The sequence below is a fragment of the Aquabacter sp. genome (assembly GCF_965279295.1).
GTDB lineage: Bacteria > Pseudomonadota > Alphaproteobacteria > Rhizobiales > Xanthobacteraceae > Aquabacter.
In genome coordinates this window covers 1-17,641 of sequence record NZ_CBDIHQ010000016.1, presented here as the reverse complement: position 1 = coordinate 17,641, position 17,641 = coordinate 1, and the positions used below count along the sequence as shown (strand labels likewise).

Below are 17,641 nucleotides of genomic sequence, written 5' to 3'. Positions count from 1 at the left end.
GGGACCAGCGGCAATGTCGGCGGCCCTGCAGTTCGCCTTCGCGCGAGCAGGCGGGCCGGGGCGGCGTCCGTTGTCCCCGCGTATGATTTTCCTGAGCGAAGGGTCACGGGTCCGGCCATGAAGGTCATCGTCGAACGCGCCGAGCTGCTCAAGTCGCTCAGCCATGTTCACCGCGTCGTCGAGCGCCGCAACACCATTCCGATCCTCGCCAACGTGCTGATGCGCGCCAGCGAGAAGGGGCTTGAACTCAAGGCAACCGACCTCGACCTGGAAGTGGTCGAGACGCTGTCCGCAGAGGTCAGCCAGCCGGGAGCCACCACGGTGCCGGCGCATGTGCTCTACGACATCGTGCGCAAGCTTCCAGACGGCGCACAGGTGCAGCTTGAGGCCGGCGGCGAGCGTGGATCGCTGCTGGTGCGCGCCTCGCGTGCCCGCTTCACGCTACAGACCTTGCCGGAAGCCGACTTCCCCGATCTCGCGGCGGGCGAATTCAGCCATACCTTCAAGCTCAAATCCTCCGAGTTCCGGCGCCTCGTCGATAAGACGCAGTTCGCGATCTCGACCGAGGAGACCCGCTACTACCTGAACGGCATCTATCTGCACGTCACGGAATCCAGCAGCCTCGGGAAACCCGCCCTGCGCGCGGTGGCAACCGACGGCCATCGCCTCGCCCAGGCGGAACTGGAAGCCCCCGAGGGTGCCGCCGGCCTGCCCGGCGTCATCGTGCCCCGCAAGACGGTGGCCGAGGTGCAGAAGCTGCTCGAAGACAAGGACGCGGAAGTCACCATTTCGCTTTCCGCCACCAAGATCCGCGTTGCAGTGGGCGCCATCGTGCTGACCTCCAAGCTGATCGACGGCACCTTCCCGGACTATGGCCGGGTGATCCCCGCCGGCAACGACAAGATCCTGATCGTCGACAAGGCGGATTTCGCCGCCGCCGTGGACCGCGTCTCCACCGTTTCCAGCGAGCGCGGCCGGGCCGTGAAGCTGGCGCTTTCGGAAGGCAAGCTGGTGCTCTCCGTCACCAACCCGGATTCCGGCAGCGCCACCGAGGAGCTGGAGGTCGACTATGCCTCCGAGCCGCTCGATATCGGCTTCAACAGCCGGTACCTGCTGGACATCACCTCTCAGCTTGAGGGCGACACGGCGGAACTGAAGCTGGCCGACCCCGGCTCGCCGACCCTGGTGCGCGATAGCACCAAGACCGATGCGCTCTACGTGCTCATGCCCATGCGGGTCTGAGCCGAGGGAGTGAGCACGCCCGCCAAAAAGGCCGCGCCCGGTATCCCGGCACCTAATTTGCCGGCACCCCATCTGCCGGCGGCGCGCGTCCGCCGGCTCGTGCTGACCCGCTTCCGCTCCTACCCCGCCGCGCAGATCGCCATCGGCGAAGGGCCGATCGTCATCACCGGGCAGAACGGCGCGGGAAAAACCAATCTGCTGGAGGCGATCTCCTTCCTCTCCCCCGGACGCGGCCTGCGCCGGGCGCGCGTGGAGGATGTGGCGAACATGGCGGGCGATGGCTCATGGGCGGTCGCCGCGCATGTGTCGGGCGCGCTGGGCCTCGCCCAGATCGGCACCGGCATCGATGCGCCCCGCCCGGATGGCGGCTCGCCGCGCCGCAGCCGGATCGACGGAGAAACTGCCTCCTCGCCCGTCGCCTTCCTCGAACACCTGAAAGTGGTCTGGCTCACCCCGGAAATGGACGGGCTGTTTCTTGGCCCGCCCTCGGACCGCCGCCGGTTTCTCGATCGCCTGGTCCTGGCGGTGGACGGGGAGCACGGCACCCGCGTCAACGCGCTGGAGCGGGCGCTGCGCTCGCGCAACCGCCTGCTTGAGACCAGCGGCGATGCCAGGGTTCTGGACGCGCTGGAACATGAACTGGCGGAACTCGCCGTCGCGGTCGCCGCAGCCCGGCTTGAGACGGTGGCCCGGCTGTCGCAGGAGATCGCCGCGGCGCGCGACGATGTCTCGCCCTTTCCGTTCGCCGAGATCGCGCTGGACGGTGCCATTGAGCGCCTGCTGGCGGCGCGGCCGGCGCTGGAGGTGGAGGACCGCTACCGCGCGCTCTTGCGCGACAACCGCCCGCGCGACCGGGCGGCGGGGCGCACGCTGGAAGGCCCGCACCTGTGCGACCTGCTGGTGTCGCACGGCCCCAAGACCCTGCCGGCGGCGCGCTGCTCCACCGGGGAGCAGAAATCCCTGCTGATCGGATTGTCCCTGTCGCACGCCCGGCTGGTGGCGGCCATGCACGCGCTGGCACCGGTTGTGCTGCTGGACGATGTGGTTGCCTATCTCGATGCCGACCGCCGCGCCGGCCTGTTCCAGGCGCTTGCCCGGCTCGGCGCGCAGGTCTTCATGACCGGGGCGGACGAGACCGCGTTTCAGGCGCTGGAAGGCGCGGAACGGCTCGTTGTGCGCGCCGGCGAGGTCCGGCCCATGCCCTGAGGTTCAGCGCGATTCACGTTTTCGCGATAAGGTTTGATCTGCATCAGGGTTTTCTCGGGGTGTGGCCCCGCTGCAACCTGTGCCGTCGGCCTGCATGCTACGCATGGATAAAGTGATTCGCATTGCACATCGGGGACCCATGGCCAGCGACAGCCTCAAGCCTGCCGGAATTAGCCGCCGTCTCCTCATCCTCGGCGCCCCGCTGCTCCTCGCGGCCTGCCAGACCGATGGGTCGCCCTCGCCCATGTCCATGTATGGCGCGGTGAGCGGTGAGCCGTTCGCGGTGCCGGCGGTGGACACCTCCGAGATCGACAGGAAGTATTTCCGGCAGGTCGTGAACTACCCGACCAAGAATCCGCCCGGCACCATCGTGGTCGATGTGGAAAACAAGTTCCTTTATCTCGTGATGAAGGACGGCAAGGCCATGCGCTACGGCGTGGGCGTCGGCAAGCAGGGCTATTCCTATCGCGGCTGGGCCACCATCGCCCGCAAGGAAAAGTGGCCGAGCTGGACGCCGACCGCCAACATGATCCGGCTCCAGCCGCAGCGCTACGGCCCCTATGCCGGCGGACTGCCCGGCGGAGACGAAAACCCGCTCGGCCCGCGCGCGCTCTATCTCTACGACGGCCCCCGGGACACCCTGTTCCGCCTGCACGGCACCACCGAGCCGCTGAGCATCGGCCAGCAGGTGTCATCCGGCTGCGTGCGTCTGCTGAACCAGGACATCATCGACCTGTATGAGCGCGTCCCCACCGGCACCCGCGTCTATGTGATGTGAGCCTTTTCGGCTTAGGTCCAATCATTACGCAGGTACAGGTCCGTCGACGGGCTTGATCCGTCCGGCGGCGCTGGGCACAGCACCGGCTATGAACGCCGATGACATGATCCTGTTTGCCGCGACGCTCGGCCTCGAAGTCGCGATACCGGGGCCGGTCGCCATCGCGCTGATTGCGCGGACCCTTGCCAAGGGGCGCGGCGGCGCCATCGCATTCATCGCCGGGCAGGTGCTGGGGGACGAGATCTGGCTGGCCGCCGCGAGCCTCGGGCTGTCCACCCTCGCAGCCGATTTCCATCATGTCTTTTATGCCATGCGCCTGCTGGGCGCCGGCTATCTCCTATATCTGGCCTATCGCGCCTGGACTGCGCCGGTCGCCATCGCGGGCGCGGCCGGCCCCACCCTGGCCCCGAACCGGCTGGGACTGTTCGCAGGCGGTCTCGCGCTCTCGCTCGGCAACCCGGAAACCGGCGCGTTTTATCTCGCGCTCCTGCCCACCCTTGTTGCGCTGGACGAGATGACGCTTGCCGCCTTCGGTGTGATGAGCGCCGTAACGGTCACCATCCTCGCCGGCGTCCTGGCGGGCTATGTGCTGCTGGCGGACCGCATGCGGGGTTTCATCCACTCCCCCGGCATCGCCCGGTTCATGCACCGCCTGTCGGGCGGGGTCCTCGCCTGCATGGCGGTGGGTGTGGCGATCCCCTAGCGGCCCCTCAGTATCCCCTGTCACATCCCCGTCATGTCGCCCGTGGGAAGTGTGCGCGGGCGGCGTAAGGCCGAAGGGATTGATGGAGGGTGAATTGAGCGCGACGCAGGATATCGAGCCGTACAACGTTCTGTTTCTGTGCAACAGCAATGTCGGCCGCTCGCTGATCGCCGAGGCCATCCTGAACAAGGACGGGGGCAAATTATTCCGGGCCTATTCCGCCGGCACGACCCCGGCCGGCGCGGTAAACCCCTATGCCATCGAGACCCTGGAAGCCGACGGCTATGCGACCGAGGGCCTGCGCTCCAAGAGCTGGCGGGAATTCACCGTCCCCGGCGCGCCGGAAATGGATTTCGTCTTCACCCTTTGCGACGAGGCGGCCGGTGAGCCGCTTCCGGTCTGGCCGGGCGATCCCCAGCCCGTGACCGCCCATTGGGGCATCGAGGATCCGTCCCTGGTCGAAGGCTCGCCCATCGACAAGGAAACCGCCTTCGAGACCGCGTTCCACTACATCCGCAACCGGGTGCTGGCCTTTGCCGCGCTGCCGCTGAGCACCCTGGACCACCTCTCCCTCCACAGCCATCTCGAGCAGATCGGCCAGCAGGACGGCGCCAGCGCCCAGCGCGCCAAAGCCGGCTGAGACCCAACGTCGATCTGCGGTTCCGGTACCACAGCCCCGCGCCCGCGCGGGGTTGACCGTACGTGCGCGCGGGCGCACACGGGAGGCATGGATTTTGGTAGACTCTTCAGCTGGCATCCTGGCGCGGGGCGGCGCCTGAACGCTGTTGCGCTCGCCACCAAATAACCGCGTGTTTGCGGTATAAGAATTCAAGCCTTTCAACGATTCGAGACACCATCATGGTCGAGCCCGTACCGGCTGCATCCCCCGAGGACTACGGCGCCCAGTCGATCCAGGTCCTGAGGGGCCTTGATGCCGTGCGCAAGCGGCCGGGCATGTATATCGGCGATACCGATGATGGGTCGGGCCTGCACCACATGGTCTACGAGGTGGTGGACAACGCCATCGACGAGGCGCTGGCCGGCTACGCCAAGGAAGTCACCGTCACGCTGAACGCGGACGGCTCGGTGACGGTCACAGACGACGGGCGCGGCATTCCCACCGACATCCACTCCGAAGAAGGGGTGTCCGCCGCCGAGGTCATCATGACCCAGCTTCATGCCGGCGGTAAGTTCAACCAGAATTCCTACAAGGTTTCCGGCGGGCTCCATGGCGTGGGCGTGTCGGTGGTGAACGCGCTCTCCACCACGCTCGATCTCACCATCTGGCGGAATGACAAAGAGCATTACATGCGCTTCCGCCACGGCGACGCGGAAGCGCCGCTGAAGGTGGTCGGCGATGCCCCGGGCAAGCGCGGCACCAAAGTCACGTTCGTGCCGAGCCCCCAGACCTTCACCCACATCCAGTTCGACTACGCGACCCTTGAGCACCGCCTGCGCGAACTCGCCTTCCTGAACTCGGGCGTCCACATCATCCTCACCGACGCGCGGGCCGGCGACGAGCCCAAGGTCGAGGACCTGATGTATGAGGGCGGCGTCGAGGCCTTCGTGCGCTATCTCGACCGCTCCAAGCAGGCCGTTCTGGCGAAGCCCGTGGTGATCCGCGCCGAGCGCGACGGCATCCTCGTGGAGGCCGCGCTGTCGTGGAACGACGGCTACCACGAGAACGTGCTCTGCTTCACCAACAACATCCCGCAGCGCGATCGCGGCACCCATTTCACCGGCTTTGCCGCCGCCCTCACCCGGCAGGTGATGAGCTATGCGGAATCCTCCGGCATCACCAAGAAGGAGAAGGTCACGCTCTCCGGCGAGGATTGCCGCGAGGGGCTGACCGCGGTTCTCTCCGTGAAGGTGCCGGACCCGAAATTCTCGTCCCAGACCAAGGACAAGCTGGTCTCCTCGGAGGTCCGCCCCGTGGTGGAATCCCTGGTGGGCGAGGCGCTCAGCACCTGGCTTGAGGAAAACCCGTCCGAGGCGCGCGCCGTGGTGGGCAAGGTGGCGGAAGCCGCCGCCGCCCGCGAGGCCGCCCGCCGCGCCCGCGACCTGACGCGCCGCAAGAACCCGCTGGATGTCGCCTCCCTGCCCGGCAAGCTCGCCGACTGCCAGGAGCGTGACCCCGCCAAGTCGGAAATCTTCATCGTCGAGGGCGACTCGGCCGGCGGCTCCGCCAAGCAGGGCCGCGACCGCGCCTTCCAGGCGGTGCTGCCACTGCGCGGCAAGATCCTGAACGTGGAGCGCGCGCGCTTCGACAAGATGCTGTCGTCAGAGCAGATCGGCACGCTGATCATCGCGCTCGGCACCGGCATCGGCCGCGATGATTTCAACATCGCCAAGCTGCGCTACCACAAGATCATCATCATGACCGACGCGGACGTGGACGGCTCCCATATCCGCACCCTGCTTCTCACCTTCTTCTTCCGGCAGATGCCGGAGATCGTGGAGAACGGGCACCTCTACATCGCCCAGCCGCCGCTCTACAAAGTCACGCGCGGCAAGTCCGAGAGCTACATCAAGGACGAGCGGGCGCTTGAGGATTACCTCATCACCGCCGGCCTCGACGATGCCGGCCTCTACCTCGCTTCTGGCGAAGTGCGCACCGGCGCCGACCTCGCAGCCGTGGTGGAAGGCAGCCGTCAGCTTCGTGGCACGCTGAACAGCCTGCATCCGCGCTATAAAAAGGCGGTGGCCGAACAGGCTGCGCTCGCCGGAGCGCTGAAGGCGGGAATCCTTAGCGATGAAGAGGCCGCCAGCGCCGCCGCGCTCAAGGTGGCCGCACGGCTCGACGCCCTGGCGGAGGATACCGAGCGCGGCTGGATCGGCACCGCCGACCAAAGTGGCATGCGTTTCTCGCGCACCGTTCGTGGCGTGCTGGAGACCGCGCTGCTCGATGCCGCCTTCCTCGCCTCGCCCGAGGCGCGCCGTCTCGATAACCTCGCGACCGACCTCGACGGCGTGTTCGACGGCGCCGTCAGCCTGCGCCGCAAGAGCGACAGCACCCCCTTGTTCGGCGCGGTGGACCTCTTCGACGCCGTGACCGACGCCGGCCGCAAGGGCTTCAGCCTCCAGCGCTACAAAGGCCTCGGCGAGATGAACCCCGGCCAGCTCTGGGAAACCACGCTCGACGTCAACGCCCGCTCGCTGCTCCAGGTGCGGATCAAGGAACTCGACGCAGCGGACGATCTCTTCAATCGCCTGATGGGCGATCTGGTGGAGCCGCGCCGCGAATTCATCATGGAAAATGCATTGAAAGCCAGCGTCGACGTCTGATCGCCGCGCAAAAAGGCGCAGCACTGGGAGGTGCGCGATGCTCTACGACTATATCGTCATCGGCGGGGGCATCGTCGGGCTCGCCACTGCCATGCAGATCGTGGAACGCCGGCCCGGTGCCGGCGTCCTGCTTGTGGAGAAGGAAGACTCCCTCGGCCGGCATCAGACCGGCCACAACAGCGGGGTGATCCACGCCGGCATCTATTACGCGCCCGGCAGCTTCAAGGCCGAGTTGTGCCGGCGCGGCGCTGAGGCCACCAAGGCGTTCTGCACCGAACACAACATTCCCTTCGACGTCTGCGGCAAGATCGTGCTGGCCGTGAACGAAGCGGAAATCGGCCGCATGGATGCCATTTACGAGCGGGCGGCGGCGAACAACGTCCCCGTCGAGCGGCTCGACAAAGCGGAACTCCAGCGCCGGGAGCCGCGCATCAGCGGCCTTGCCGGCCTGTTCGTGCCCTCCAGCGGCATCGTCAATTATCGCCTGGTGTGCGAGGCCATGGGCCGGGTGTTCCAAGCCGCCGGCGGCACGCTGCTCCTCGGCACCAAGGTGTCATCGATCACGGAAGGCCCGGACGCAGTCGAGGTGGTGGCGGGCGGAACCGCCTATCGCGGCGCCAAGCTGGTGGCCTGCGCCGGGCTCCAGTCGGACCGGCTGGCGCGCATGGCGGGGCTCAAGATCGAGCATCGCATCATCCCGTTCCGGGGCGAATATTTCCGTCTGGCGCCGCGCCTCAACACCGTGGTGAAAAGCCTGATCTATCCCGTGCCCGACCCGACCCTGCCGTTCCTGGGCATCCACATGACGCGGATGATCGACGGCACGGTCACGGTCGGCCCCAACGCCATCGTCGGCATGGCGCGGGAGGGGTATCCCAAATTCTCCTTCGACCTGTCGGACGTGCTCGATACGGCGGGCTTCTCCGGCTTCTGGCGCACGCTGTTCCAGCACCCCGGCGCCACCGTGAAGGAATTGCGCAACTCGCTCTCGATCGACGGCTATCTCGCGGAATGCCAGCGCTATTGCCCGGAGCTGACGCGCGCGGATCTTATGCCCTATGAGGCCGGCATCCGCGCCCAGGCGGTGCTGCCGAACGGCACGCTGATCCACGACTTCCTGTTCCTTGAAAGCCCGCGCATGCTGCACGTCTGCAACGCGCCCTCCCCCGCTGCGACCTCCGCCATACCGATCGGGGCGATGATCGCCGACAAGGTGGCCTGAGCGTGGGCCGCCTGCTGCGTGTCTACCGCCGGGCGCTGCAAATGCTGGGGCCGCAAGGGCGCCTCGGCATTTGGCTCACGATCGGCAACCTGTTGCTGGCGCTGGCGCAATTCGCCGAGCCGATCCTGTTCGGTCGGATCATCAATGCGCTTGCGGGCACCCAGACGCCGGACCAGGCGCCGAGATGGGGCGAATTGACCCCTCTGCTCCTGGCATGGGGCGCCTTCGGCCTGTTCTCCATCGCGGCGGGCGTCGCGGTCTCGCTCTATGCGGATCGTCTGTCCCATCGCCGCCGGCTCGGCGTGCTCACCGAGTATTTCGAGCATGTGCTGCAACTGCCCCTCTCGTTTCACGGCGAGACCCATTCCGGCCGCCTGCTGAAGATCATGCTCCAGGGCACGGACACGCTGTGGAGCATGTGGCTGTCGTTCTTCCGCGAGGATTGCGCGGCCATCGTCGCGCTTGTGGTGCTGGTCCCGGTTGGGATCTGGATCAACTGGCGGCTGGGCATCGTGCTGATCGTGCTGGTGTTCGCCTTCGCAATCATCACCACCTATGTGCTGCGGCGGACCGAAGCCATGCAGCGCGTGGTCGAGGGGCACCGCTCCGGCCTCGCGGAACATGCCACCGACGCCCTCGGCAACGTGGCGCTGATCCAGAGCTACACCCGCGTCGAGGCGGAGGTGTCGGGGCTGCGCAAGACCGCGACCGAGCTTCTTTCGGCGCAGTTGCCCGTGCTCTCGTGGTGGGCGCTGGTGTCCATGGCGACGCGGGCCGCCACCACCTTGACCATCCTGGCCATCCTCATCATCGGCACATGGCTGCACCTGCACGGGCTCGCCAACATCGGCGAGATCGTGACCTATGTCGCCTTCGCCACCATGCTGATCGGCCGGCTGGACCAGACCGTGAGCTTTGTGAACCGGCTGGTGCTGAGCGCACCCGCGCTCGCGGAATTCTTCGACGTTCTGGACACCATCGGCCAGGTGCGCGACCGCCCCGGCGCGCGCGACATCGGCACGGTGGTCGGCGCGGTGGCGTTCGAGGATGTGTCGTTCTCCTATGACGGCAAGCGTTCGGCGCTCGCCGACGTCACGTTCCAGGTGACGCCGGGCGAGACGCTGGCGCTGGTGGGTTCGACCGGAGCCGGCAAGTCCACCGCGCTCGCCCTCTTGCACCGGGTGTACGACCCGCAGTCGGGCCGCATCACCATCGATGGCACCGACATCCGCGATATCACCCTCTCCTCGCTGCGCCGCCAGATCGGTGTGGTGTTCCAGGAGGCCATGCTGTTCAACCGGTCCATCGAGGACAACCTGCGCGTCGGCCGGCCGGACGCCACGGAAGCCGAGATGCGCACCGCTTTGGAGCGCGCCCAGGCGCTGGAACTGGTGGACGGGCGGCCGGACGGCCTCAGGGCCAATGTGGGCGAGCGCGGCCGGGCGCTTTCGGGCGGCGAACGCCAGCGCCTCGCCATCGCCCGCGCCCTGCTGAAGGACCCGCCCATCCTGATTCTGGACGAAGCCACCAGCGCGCTCGACGCCGCCACCGAGACCAAAGTGCAGGCCGCCCTCGATGAAGTGATGAAGGGCCGCACCACCTTCGTCATTGCCCATCGCCTCGCCACCGTGCGCAATGCCGACCGGATTCTCGTGTTCGAGCGCGGGCGGGTGGTGGAAGAAGGCACGTTCGACGATCTGGTGGCCCGAAACGGACGTTTCGCCGGCCTTGCCCGCGCCCAGTTCCTGGTGGACACACCACGCGCACCGGGACCGATCGTGGAAACCTGAAGCCTAAGCGTTAAGGCTGAGCCGAGACGTGAAACCCTTTCGGCTTTTCCGCGCCTGCGAAAAGGGTTAAGGAGTGAAATGGGGCGTTTTCATTTCATGGAGCAAGCTTTGAAGCGAGCTTTGCCGGGCTTGAGCCGTCTGCGCGCGAAAGCCGCTCTGCACCGCATGGGCTTTCTGCACCGAATTGCCTTGGCACTGCTGTCGCTGGGCCTGCTTGCTGGCGCCGCACGCGCCACCCCGATCCTCCTCGTGGAAGCCGAGACCGGAAAGGTGCTGGAGCAGCAGGAGGCCGGGAAGCCCTGGTATCCCGCTTCCGTCACCAAGCTGATGACCGTCTATGTCGCGCTCAACGCGGTCAAGGAAGGCCGGGTGACGCTCGATTCCCTGTTCACGGTCTCCCCGTTCGCGGCCTCGCAATCGCCCACCAAGATGGGCTTCGCGGCCGGCACCAAGCTGACCCTCGATAACGCCCTGAAGATGCTGATGGTGAAGTCCGCCAACGACATGGCGGTGTTCATCGCCGAGGGCGTGGGCGGCTCCTATGCCGATTTCATCCAGGAGATGAACGCCACCGCCCGGCGGCTCGGCATGACCGGCACCCATTATGAAAACCCCAACGGCCTGCCGGACCCCGGCCAGATCACCACGGCGCGCGACCTCGCGGTCCTGGCGCGTCACCTGATCTATGATTTCCCCGAGCATGAGGCGCTGTTCCGCATTCCCGCGATCCGCCTCGGCAAGATCGTGCTGCGCAACTACAACCGCCTGATCGACCGCTACCCCGGCGCCGACGGCATGAAGACCGGCTTCATCTGCGCCTCCGGCTTCAACCTCGTCGCCACCGCCTCGCGCAATGGCAAGCGGTTGATCGCGGTTATCCTCGGCGCCCCGTCCGCCGTGGCGCGCACGGAACAGGCCGCGCTGCTGTTCGAGAAGGGCTTCCAGCCCTCCTGGTCGATCTTCGGCGCCTCCGCGCCCGCCCTGGACAGCATCGCAAATCTGGACGGCGCCCCCACCGACATGAACGTCTGCAACCGCAAGCGCGCGGTCGCTGCGGCCGAGAACGAAGACGAAAATCTCTACAACCAGGGCCAGGGCGTGACCTCTTATGCGGTCTCTGCCGCGGTCGCCGCCGGCTTCAGCAAGGGCGAAGGCGCGGCGCTGCTGCAAAACCTGCCGCCCTCCATGCCGCCGATCCGCGTGTTCGTCGGCCCGGCGAATGCCGCCGCGGCGGTGCAGGACGAGGCGCTCCAGGCAGCCAAGCCCGCGCCGCCGCCCGCCGCCAAGCCGGATGGCGAAGCCAAGACAGACGCGAAACCAAAGCAGAAGACCGCCGTCATCACGCCCAATGGCACCGACGCACCCAAGACCGCCACGAAGCCGGCGGCCAAGCCCGATGCGAAGTCCAGCGACACCAAGCCGGCTGACGCCAAATCGGCCAGTGCCAAACCGGACGCGAAGCCGGCCCCGACGGCGCTGAAGCCTGCGGCGAAGCCCGCCGCCTCCGGCGACAAAGCGGCGAGCGCAGCACCGGCGCAGAAGCTGAAGCCCAAGAGCCAGGACGGGGATGACGCCCCCCTGACCTTTGGCCCCCCTCCCCCCACCCGTCCCGGCACCTGACCGGACGCCGGACCCAGGCTGGTCAGCCGCCAGCCTCCTGCCGCCAGCCATAGGGGAAGACGATGGCATTCCAATTCACCGGGCGGAACCCCTCTCTCGGTGTAGGCCTCATAGCCCTGGGGTGGCTGCTGATCGCGGTCGGCCTTTATTTCAGCCTGCCGGGCCTGACCCCAAGCCCAGATGAAGCCGGACACAGGGTGCTCGGATTTGCGGTATCGCGCACCGCAGCGGTTATCCTGGGCTACGTGATCTTCATCGTGAGCGTCACGCCCGGTTTTCTCATTCTCCAGGCCGGCCGGAAAATCCGCAGCGCGCCGCGCCCGCCGCAAAGGCTGTGACACGCCTCCACGGCGCCCCGCTGTGAGCCGTACCTGAAGGCGATCTCGTGACCGATATCGAAACGCCCGCGCCTGCTCCCGAGCGGCGGGGCCCGCCCGAGCCCATTCCCGTCACCCTACTCACCGGCTTCCTCGGCGCGGGAAAGACCACGCTGCTGAACCGGCTTCTGGCGGACCCGGCACTTGCCGACACCGCCGTGCTGATCAACGAATTCGGCGAGATCGGGCTCGACCATCTGTTCGTGCGCGAGGTGCAGGACGGCGTCGTCCTGCTCGCGAGCGGCTGCCTGTGCTGCACCGTGCGCGGCGATCTCGTCACGGCGCTGGAAGATCTGCTGCGCGGGCGCGACAACAACCGCCTGCCGCCGTTCAACCGGGTGATCGTGGAAACCACCGGCCTTGCCGATCCCGCGCCCATCCTGTTCACCCTCATGAGCCACCCCTATCTCGTCATGCGCTACCGGCTCGACGGCGTGGTGACGGTGGTGGACGCGGTGAACGGTTCGGCGACCCTCGACGCGCAGGAGGAGGCGGTGAAGCAGGCGGCGGTGGCCGACCGCATCGTCCTCGCCAAGTCCGACCTCATGGCGCACGACCCCGCCGGCCTTGCCGCCCTGAAAGCCCGCCTGAAGCGGCTGGTGCCCGCCGCCCCCCTGCTTGATGCGGCGGAAGGCGAAGCGGACGCGATGGCGCTGCTCAAGGCCGGGCTCTACGACCCCTCGCGCAAGATCCCTGATGTTTCGCGCTGGCTCGCGGAGGAGCGGGTGGCGGCGGCGGAAACCGATGTCCCGCAGGACGTCAATCGTCACGATGCCCGCATACAGGCCTTCAGCATCTCGACTGACGCCGCCGTCTCCACCGGCACGCTGGATATGTTCCTGGAACTGCTTCGCGCCACCTATGGGGCGAATTTGCTGCGCATGAAGGGCATCGTGAAGCTCGCCGACGACCCGGCCAAGCCGGTGGTGCTTCATGGCGTGCAGCACATCATGCATCCCCCCGCACGGCTCGCCGCATGGCCCGACGACGACCATCGCACCCGCCTCGTCATGATCGTGCGCGATCTCGACCCGGCAGTGGTGCGCCGCCTGTTCAGCGCCTTCCTGGGGGTGCCGCAGATCGACACGCCCGATGCCGCCGCGCTCTCCGACAATCCCCTCGCGCCTGCGGGACTCCCCCCGGCACGGGCACGCCGATGAGCGATACCGTGGCTCACTTGCCCTCCCCCTCCGACATCCTCGCCTTCTGGCTCGCGGCAGGTCGCGACCGCTGGTTCAAGTCGGACCCGGCGTTCGATGCGCAGATCAAAGACCGTCTGCTTGCCGCGCACGAGGACGCGGTGCGGCGCGGCGCCGGCGCAACCGTGCTTGCCGATTATGAGGCGACGCCGGACGGCGCGCTGGCGCTGGTTCTGCTGCTCGACCAGATGCCCCGCAACGTCTTTCGCGGCACCCCGCGCGCCTTCGCGACCGATGCGGCGGCACGCGCGGTGGCCGACCGCGCGCTGGGCCAGGGCTTCGACGCCGAGGTGGACCCGCTGCTGCGCAGCTTCTTCTACCTGCCGTTCATGCACGCGGAGACGCTTGAGGATCAGCAGCGGTGCGTGTCTCTGTATGAGCGGCACGGCTCGGCGGACGACCTGAAATATGCCGTGGAGCACCACGACATCATCGCCCGCTTCGGCCGTTTCCCCCATCGCAATCCGATCCTGGATCGCACCATGACGGCAGACGAGCAGGCATATCTCTCAGAGGGCGGCTTCTCCGGCTGAGGCGCTACCAAGCTGCGCCAACACGCCGCCCGCTGCCGCCCATCCGGTGGCAAAGCACCCTTGGAGCAGATAGCCCCCGGTCGGCGCCTCCCAGTCCAGCATCTCCCCGCAGGCGTAGACGCCAGGCAGTTCGTGCAGCATGAAGCGCCGGTCGAGCGCATCCCAGGAAATGCCGCCAGCAGTGGAAATGGCGCGCTCCAGGCCGGCGGTTTCCGTGACGCGCAGCTTCACCGCCTTGATCTGCCTCGCCAAGGCATCGGTATCGGGAGGCAGGGCGCCTCCCTCCCGCAACAGCGCGGCGGCCGCGGGCGACAGACCGGCGCCCTTGCGCAGCCGGCTCGACAGGGACTGCTTGGTGGGCACCGCCCGCAGCTTCGCGGCGATCTGTTCCGCGCTCAGGTCCGGCCGCAGGTCGATGGCAAGGTCGGCATGGCCGGCGGATGTGATCGCGAGCCGGATCGCCCGGGTGAGCGCATAGACCGCACCGCCCTCCAGCCCGTCCCGCGTGACCATCGCCTCGCCCTTCACGCCCACACCGCCGCAGGCCAGCGAAATGCGCTTCAGCGGCTCGCCCGCGAAGCGGTCCGCGAACACCTGCGACCAGGCCACCCGAACGCCCACATTGGCCGGCGCGAAAGGCACAAGCGCGACCCCGCAGGTGCGCAGCAGGTCCGACCAGCCGCCATCGCTGCCGAGACGCGGCCAGGAGGCCCCGCCGAGCGCCAGCACGGTCGCCTCTGGCTTCAGTTCCACGTCGCCGTCGGGCGTCGAGAACAGCAACGCGCCGGAGGGCGACCAGCCGCGCCAGAGATGGCGGGTGCGCAGTTCCACGCCGTTCGCGCTGAGCCGGCGCAGCCAGGCCCGCAGCAGGGGCGACGCCTTGAAGCTGAGAGGAAAAACCCGGCCGCTCGACCCGACGAATGTTTCCTCGCCAAGCTCCGCCGAGAACGCCCGCGCGGAGTCGGGCGGAAAGGCGCGCACCGCGTCCAGAAGGAGCGGCGACGCCGGCCGATAACGCGAGAGAAATTTGTCCAGCGGCTCGCTGTGGGTCAGGTTCAGCCCGCCGCGGCCGGCCAGCAGAAACTTGCGCGCGGGCGAGGGCATGCGATCAAGCATGACCACCTTGTGCCCCGCTTCGGCCAGCCGCTCGGCGGCCATGAGACCAGCGGGACCGGCGCCGATGATGCAGACTGCGGGTTCAATACTCATGCGCCGCTTGTGCCTGCGAACCCCCGCCCTGTCCATGCCGCCAAGTGAGTCAACGACGCCGCCTTCGCGGCCTCGTCCCCTCTCCCGCTTGCGGGAGCGCTGCGAAAGGGGTAGGCGCGGGTTTGGTGGTGTTTGTCGAGTGACTGCGGCATGCCCCCTCTCCCCGCGGGGGAGAGGGCTGGGGTGAGGGGGACAACCCTTTCCAGCCCTGAAATGTCGGAGCCCCCTCACCCGGCTGCTTCGCAGCCGACCTCTCCCCCTCGGGGAGAGGTAAAAGCAGCTCGGCCTTTGCATCTAGCGAACCGAGGGCGTTTGCGAGATCCCTTTCGCAGAGCTCCCGCTTGCGGGGGAGGGAATGGCGGCGGCACTCTCACCCCCCCGCACTCTCACCCCTTTTTTGCCCCCTCCCCCCTTGAGGGGGAGGGTTGGGGTGGGGGGTATGGCGCCGCCAGGAAAACCCGCGCCGAACCAGGCGGAAAGATACCCCCCACCCTGCCCTCCCCCTCAAGGGGGGAGGGTGAAATCCGAGGGGTCGGTCGAACCAAAACCTGGCTGCATACCGAGACATCCCCAGCCATCAGGCCCCGCCCTCCCCCGCCTTTCACCCCCTCCCCCGCAAGCGGGAGAGGGAGCGGATCGCGCATGACGCGACGATCCGATGGGAAAAAAGCGCGCTTGTCCCTGTGCTAGAAAGCCCCTCCCCCGCCTCAGAGCGCGGCGGAGGCTTCCAGGACGTCCTCGAGCGTGCGCAGGCCGGCGCGGGGGGCGTTCACCAGGACGGCCATGTTGCCGGGCGGGTGCTGGTTCTTCCACATCTTGGTGTGGGCGTGGGGAATGCGGTCCCACGGCAGCACTTCCGACATGCAGGGGTCAACCCGCCGGTCGATGATGAACTGGTTGGCGCCGGAGGCCTGCTTCAGGTGCGCGAAGTGCGACCCCTGGATGCGCTTCTGCCGCATCCACACATAGCGGGCGTCGAAGGTGATGTTGAAGCCGGTGGTGCCGGCGCAGAACACGATCATGCCGCCGCGCTTGGCCACCAGGGTGGAGACCGGGAAGGTCTGCTCGCCGGGATGCTCGAACACGATGTCAACGTCGCGCTTGCCGGTAATGTCCCAGATCGCCTTGCCGAACTTCCGCGCTTCCTTGGTCCATTCCATGTATTCGGGGGAATTGACCGTGGGGAGCTGCCCCCAGCACTTGAAGTCCTTGCGGTTGATCACGCCCTTGGCGCCGAGGCCGAGCACGTAATCCTTCTTCGTCTCGTCCGAGATCACGCCGATGACATGGGCGCCGGACGCGGCGGCAAGCTGCACGCCGAACACGCCGAGGCCGCCGGAGGCGCCCCACACCAGCACATAGTCGCCCGGCTTCACGGTGTGCGGGGGATGGCCGAACAGCATGCGGTAGGCGGTCGCCATGGTCAGGGTGTAGCAGGCGCTCTCTTCCCAGGTGAGATGCTTGGGGCGCGGCATGAGCTGGCGCGCCTGCACCCGGCAGAACTGGGCGAACGAGCCGTCCGGGGTCTCGTAGCCCCAGATGCGCTGGGACGGCGAGAACATGGGATCGCCGCCGTTGCATTCCTCGTCGTCGCCATCGTCCTGGTTACAGTGCACGACCACCTCGTCGCCCACCTTCCAGCGCGTGACCTTCGCACCCACCGCCCAGACGATGCCCGAGGCATCGGAACCAGCGATATGATAGGGCGCCTTGTGCACGTCAAAACGGCGTGATGGGCTGTCCGAGGCCGGCCCAGATGCCGTTGTAATTGACGCCGGCCGCCATCACGAGCACCAGAACGTCGGTCTCGCCCAGCGCCCAGGTGGGCACCACTTCGACCTTGAAGGAATCCTCGGGCGGACCGTGCCGGTCGCGACGGATGGCCCAGGCATACATATTGGCCGGGACGTGTCCCAGAGGCGGGATCTCGCCGATTTCGTAGAGATCCTTCAGCGCAGAGCCGGCTGACGCGCTCGAGACTGCAGTCTGGCCCATAGCGTCTCTTCCTTCCTCTGTGGGATTTTTGTGGAACCACGTTATTTCGCGCTGCAGCGTAGCAGAGAAAATAGCTCTGGCGAGCCCCCTCTTGATGCCCCGCGCATGAACTTGTGGGGGTATCCGCCTGCGGTTCGCAAAGCCGTGGCTTGGCCGGTAAAATTCCCGTCGACGGCGGCAGCGTTGCAGCGCACACTACATAATGGAGCAGGTGCAAAAGAGGATCGGGAAGATGGTGAGCCGCGACAAACCCTGGCTGTTCCGCACCTATGCCGGGCACTCCACGGCGACCGAATCCAACAAGCTTTATCGAGGCAACCTCGCGAAGGGCCAGACCGGCCTCTCGGTTGCTTTCGACCTGCCGACCCAGACCGGATACGACAGCGACCATCCCCTGGCGCGCGGTGAGGTCGGCAAGGTCGGCGTGCCGATTTCCCATCTCGGCGACATGCGCGCGCTGTTCGACGGCATTCCGCTGGCGG

General features: G+C 67.3%; 14 protein-coding genes and 1 pseudogene. 13 read left to right on the top strand and 2 right to left on the bottom strand.

Annotation, left to right across the window (positions count from 1 at the left end; all coding sequences use genetic code 11):
- Positions 1–117 precede the first annotated feature (117 nt).
- The 12 genes from dnaN to ADADO0_RS12460 all read left to right on the top strand — a co-directional run bounded on the left by dnaN (position 118) and on the right by ADADO0_RS12460 (position 13,955).
- Positions 118–1,242 (top strand): DNA polymerase III subunit beta, encoded by a 1,125-nt coding sequence (gene dnaN, locus ADADO0_RS12515; RefSeq protein ID WP_511305491.1) that lies wholly within the window; start codon positions 118–120, stop codon positions 1,240–1,242.
- A 72-nt stretch (positions 1,243–1,314) separates the two neighbouring features.
- Positions 1,315–2,448 carry a DNA replication/repair protein RecF gene (gene recF, locus ADADO0_RS12510; protein WP_511305902.1) on the top strand — a complete coding sequence of 378 codons (1,134 nt, stop codon included), beginning with the start codon at positions 1,315–1,317 and terminating at the stop codon, positions 2,446–2,448.
- A 139-nt stretch (positions 2,449–2,587) separates the two neighbouring features.
- Entirely contained in the window at positions 2,588–3,226 is a 639-nt protein-coding gene (locus tag ADADO0_RS12505) for a L,D-transpeptidase (RefSeq protein ID WP_511305490.1), read from the top strand.
- An 88-nt stretch (positions 3,227–3,314) separates the two neighbouring features.
- Positions 3,315–3,929 (top strand): LysE family translocator, encoded by a 615-nt coding sequence (locus tag ADADO0_RS12500; protein WP_511305489.1) that lies wholly within the window; start codon positions 3,315–3,317, stop codon positions 3,927–3,929.
- 94 nt (positions 3,930–4,023) lie between these two features.
- Entirely contained in the window at positions 4,024–4,569 is a 546-nt protein-coding gene (locus tag ADADO0_RS12495) for an arsenate reductase ArsC (protein ID WP_511305488.1), read from the top strand.
- Between the two features lie 218 nt (positions 4,570–4,787).
- Positions 4,788–7,214, top strand: a complete 2,427-nt coding sequence (gyrB, locus tag ADADO0_RS12490) for a DNA topoisomerase (ATP-hydrolyzing) subunit B (protein WP_511305487.1) — start codon at positions 4,788–4,790, stop codon at positions 7,212–7,214.
- Positions 7,215–7,251: 37 nt separating this feature from the next.
- Positions 7,252–8,436: an L-2-hydroxyglutarate dehydrogenase gene (gene lhgD, locus ADADO0_RS12485; RefSeq protein ID WP_511305485.1), complete on the top strand. Its 1,185-nt coding sequence runs from the start codon at positions 7,252–7,254 to the stop codon at positions 8,434–8,436.
- A gap of 2 nt (positions 8,437–8,438) precedes the next feature.
- A complete protein-coding gene (locus tag ADADO0_RS12480) occupies positions 8,439–10,226 on the top strand; it encodes a glucan ABC transporter ATP-binding protein/ permease (RefSeq protein WP_511305483.1) in 1,788 nt (595 codons plus the stop codon).
- Between the two features lie 129 nt (positions 10,227–10,355).
- Positions 10,356–11,846, top strand: coding sequence for a D-alanyl-D-alanine carboxypeptidase family protein (locus ADADO0_RS12475; protein ID WP_511305481.1), 1,491 nt, complete (start codon positions 10,356–10,358; stop codon positions 11,844–11,846).
- A 62-nt stretch (positions 11,847–11,908) separates the two neighbouring features.
- Positions 11,909–12,184 carry a hypothetical protein gene (locus tag ADADO0_RS12470; protein ID WP_511305480.1) on the top strand — a complete coding sequence of 92 codons (276 nt, stop codon included), beginning with the start codon at positions 11,909–11,911 and terminating at the stop codon, positions 12,182–12,184.
- A gap of 47 nt (positions 12,185–12,231) precedes the next feature.
- Positions 12,232–13,383, top strand: coding sequence for a CobW family GTP-binding protein (locus tag ADADO0_RS12465; protein WP_511305479.1), 1,152 nt, complete (start codon positions 12,232–12,234; stop codon positions 13,381–13,383).
- A complete protein-coding gene (locus tag ADADO0_RS12460; protein ID WP_511305478.1) occupies positions 13,380–13,955 on the top strand; it encodes a DUF924 family protein in 576 nt (191 codons plus the stop codon). The genes ADADO0_RS12465 and ADADO0_RS12460 overlap by 4 nt, the downstream gene beginning before the upstream one ends.
- On the opposite strand, the gene ADADO0_RS12455 is transcribed toward ADADO0_RS12460, so the two are convergent.
- Both ADADO0_RS12455 and ccrA read right to left on the bottom strand, forming a co-directional pair.
- A complete protein-coding gene (locus ADADO0_RS12455; RefSeq protein WP_511305477.1) occupies positions 13,932–15,164 on the bottom strand; it encodes a BaiN/RdsA family NAD(P)/FAD-dependent oxidoreductase in 1,233 nt (410 codons plus the stop codon). The genes ADADO0_RS12460 and ADADO0_RS12455 overlap by 24 nt on opposite strands.
- Positions 15,165–15,871: 707 nt before the next feature.
- Positions 15,872–17,159: pseudogene (gene ccrA, locus ADADO0_RS12450) on the bottom strand (crotonyl-CoA carboxylase/reductase).
- Positions 17,160–17,391: 232 nt separating this feature from the next.
- On the opposite strand from ccrA, the gene ADADO0_RS12445 reads away from it, so the two are divergent.
- Positions 17,392–17,641 (top strand): methylmalonyl-CoA mutase family protein (locus ADADO0_RS12445; protein WP_511305476.1); only part of this gene is annotated, 250 nt, incomplete at its 3' end.

Bases quoted from the DNA above. Each gene is read 5' to 3' on its own strand.
- lhgD (WP_511305485.1), top strand. From the start codon at position 7,252: ATGCTCTACGACTATATCGTCATCGGCGGGGGCATCGTCGGGCTCGCC.
- ADADO0_RS12460 (WP_511305478.1), top strand. From the start codon at position 13,380: ATGAGCGATACCGTGGCTCACTTGCCCTCCCCCTCCGACATCCTCGCC.
- gyrB (WP_511305487.1), top strand. From the start codon at position 4,788: ATGGTCGAGCCCGTACCGGCTGCATCCCCCGAGGACTACGGCGCCCAG.
- dnaN (WP_511305491.1), top strand. From the start codon at position 118: ATGAAGGTCATCGTCGAACGCGCCGAGCTGCTCAAGTCGCTCAGCCAT.
- ADADO0_RS12500 (WP_511305489.1), top strand. From the start codon at position 3,315: ATGAACGCCGATGACATGATCCTGTTTGCCGCGACGCTCGGCCTCGAA.
- ADADO0_RS12505 (WP_511305490.1), top strand. From the start codon at position 2,588: ATGGCCAGCGACAGCCTCAAGCCTGCCGGAATTAGCCGCCGTCTCCTC.
- ADADO0_RS12470 (WP_511305480.1), top strand. From the start codon at position 11,909: ATGGCATTCCAATTCACCGGGCGGAACCCCTCTCTCGGTGTAGGCCTC.
- ADADO0_RS12455 (WP_511305477.1), bottom strand. From the start codon at position 15,164: ATGAGTATTGAACCCGCAGTCTGCATCATCGGCGCCGGTCCCGCTGGT.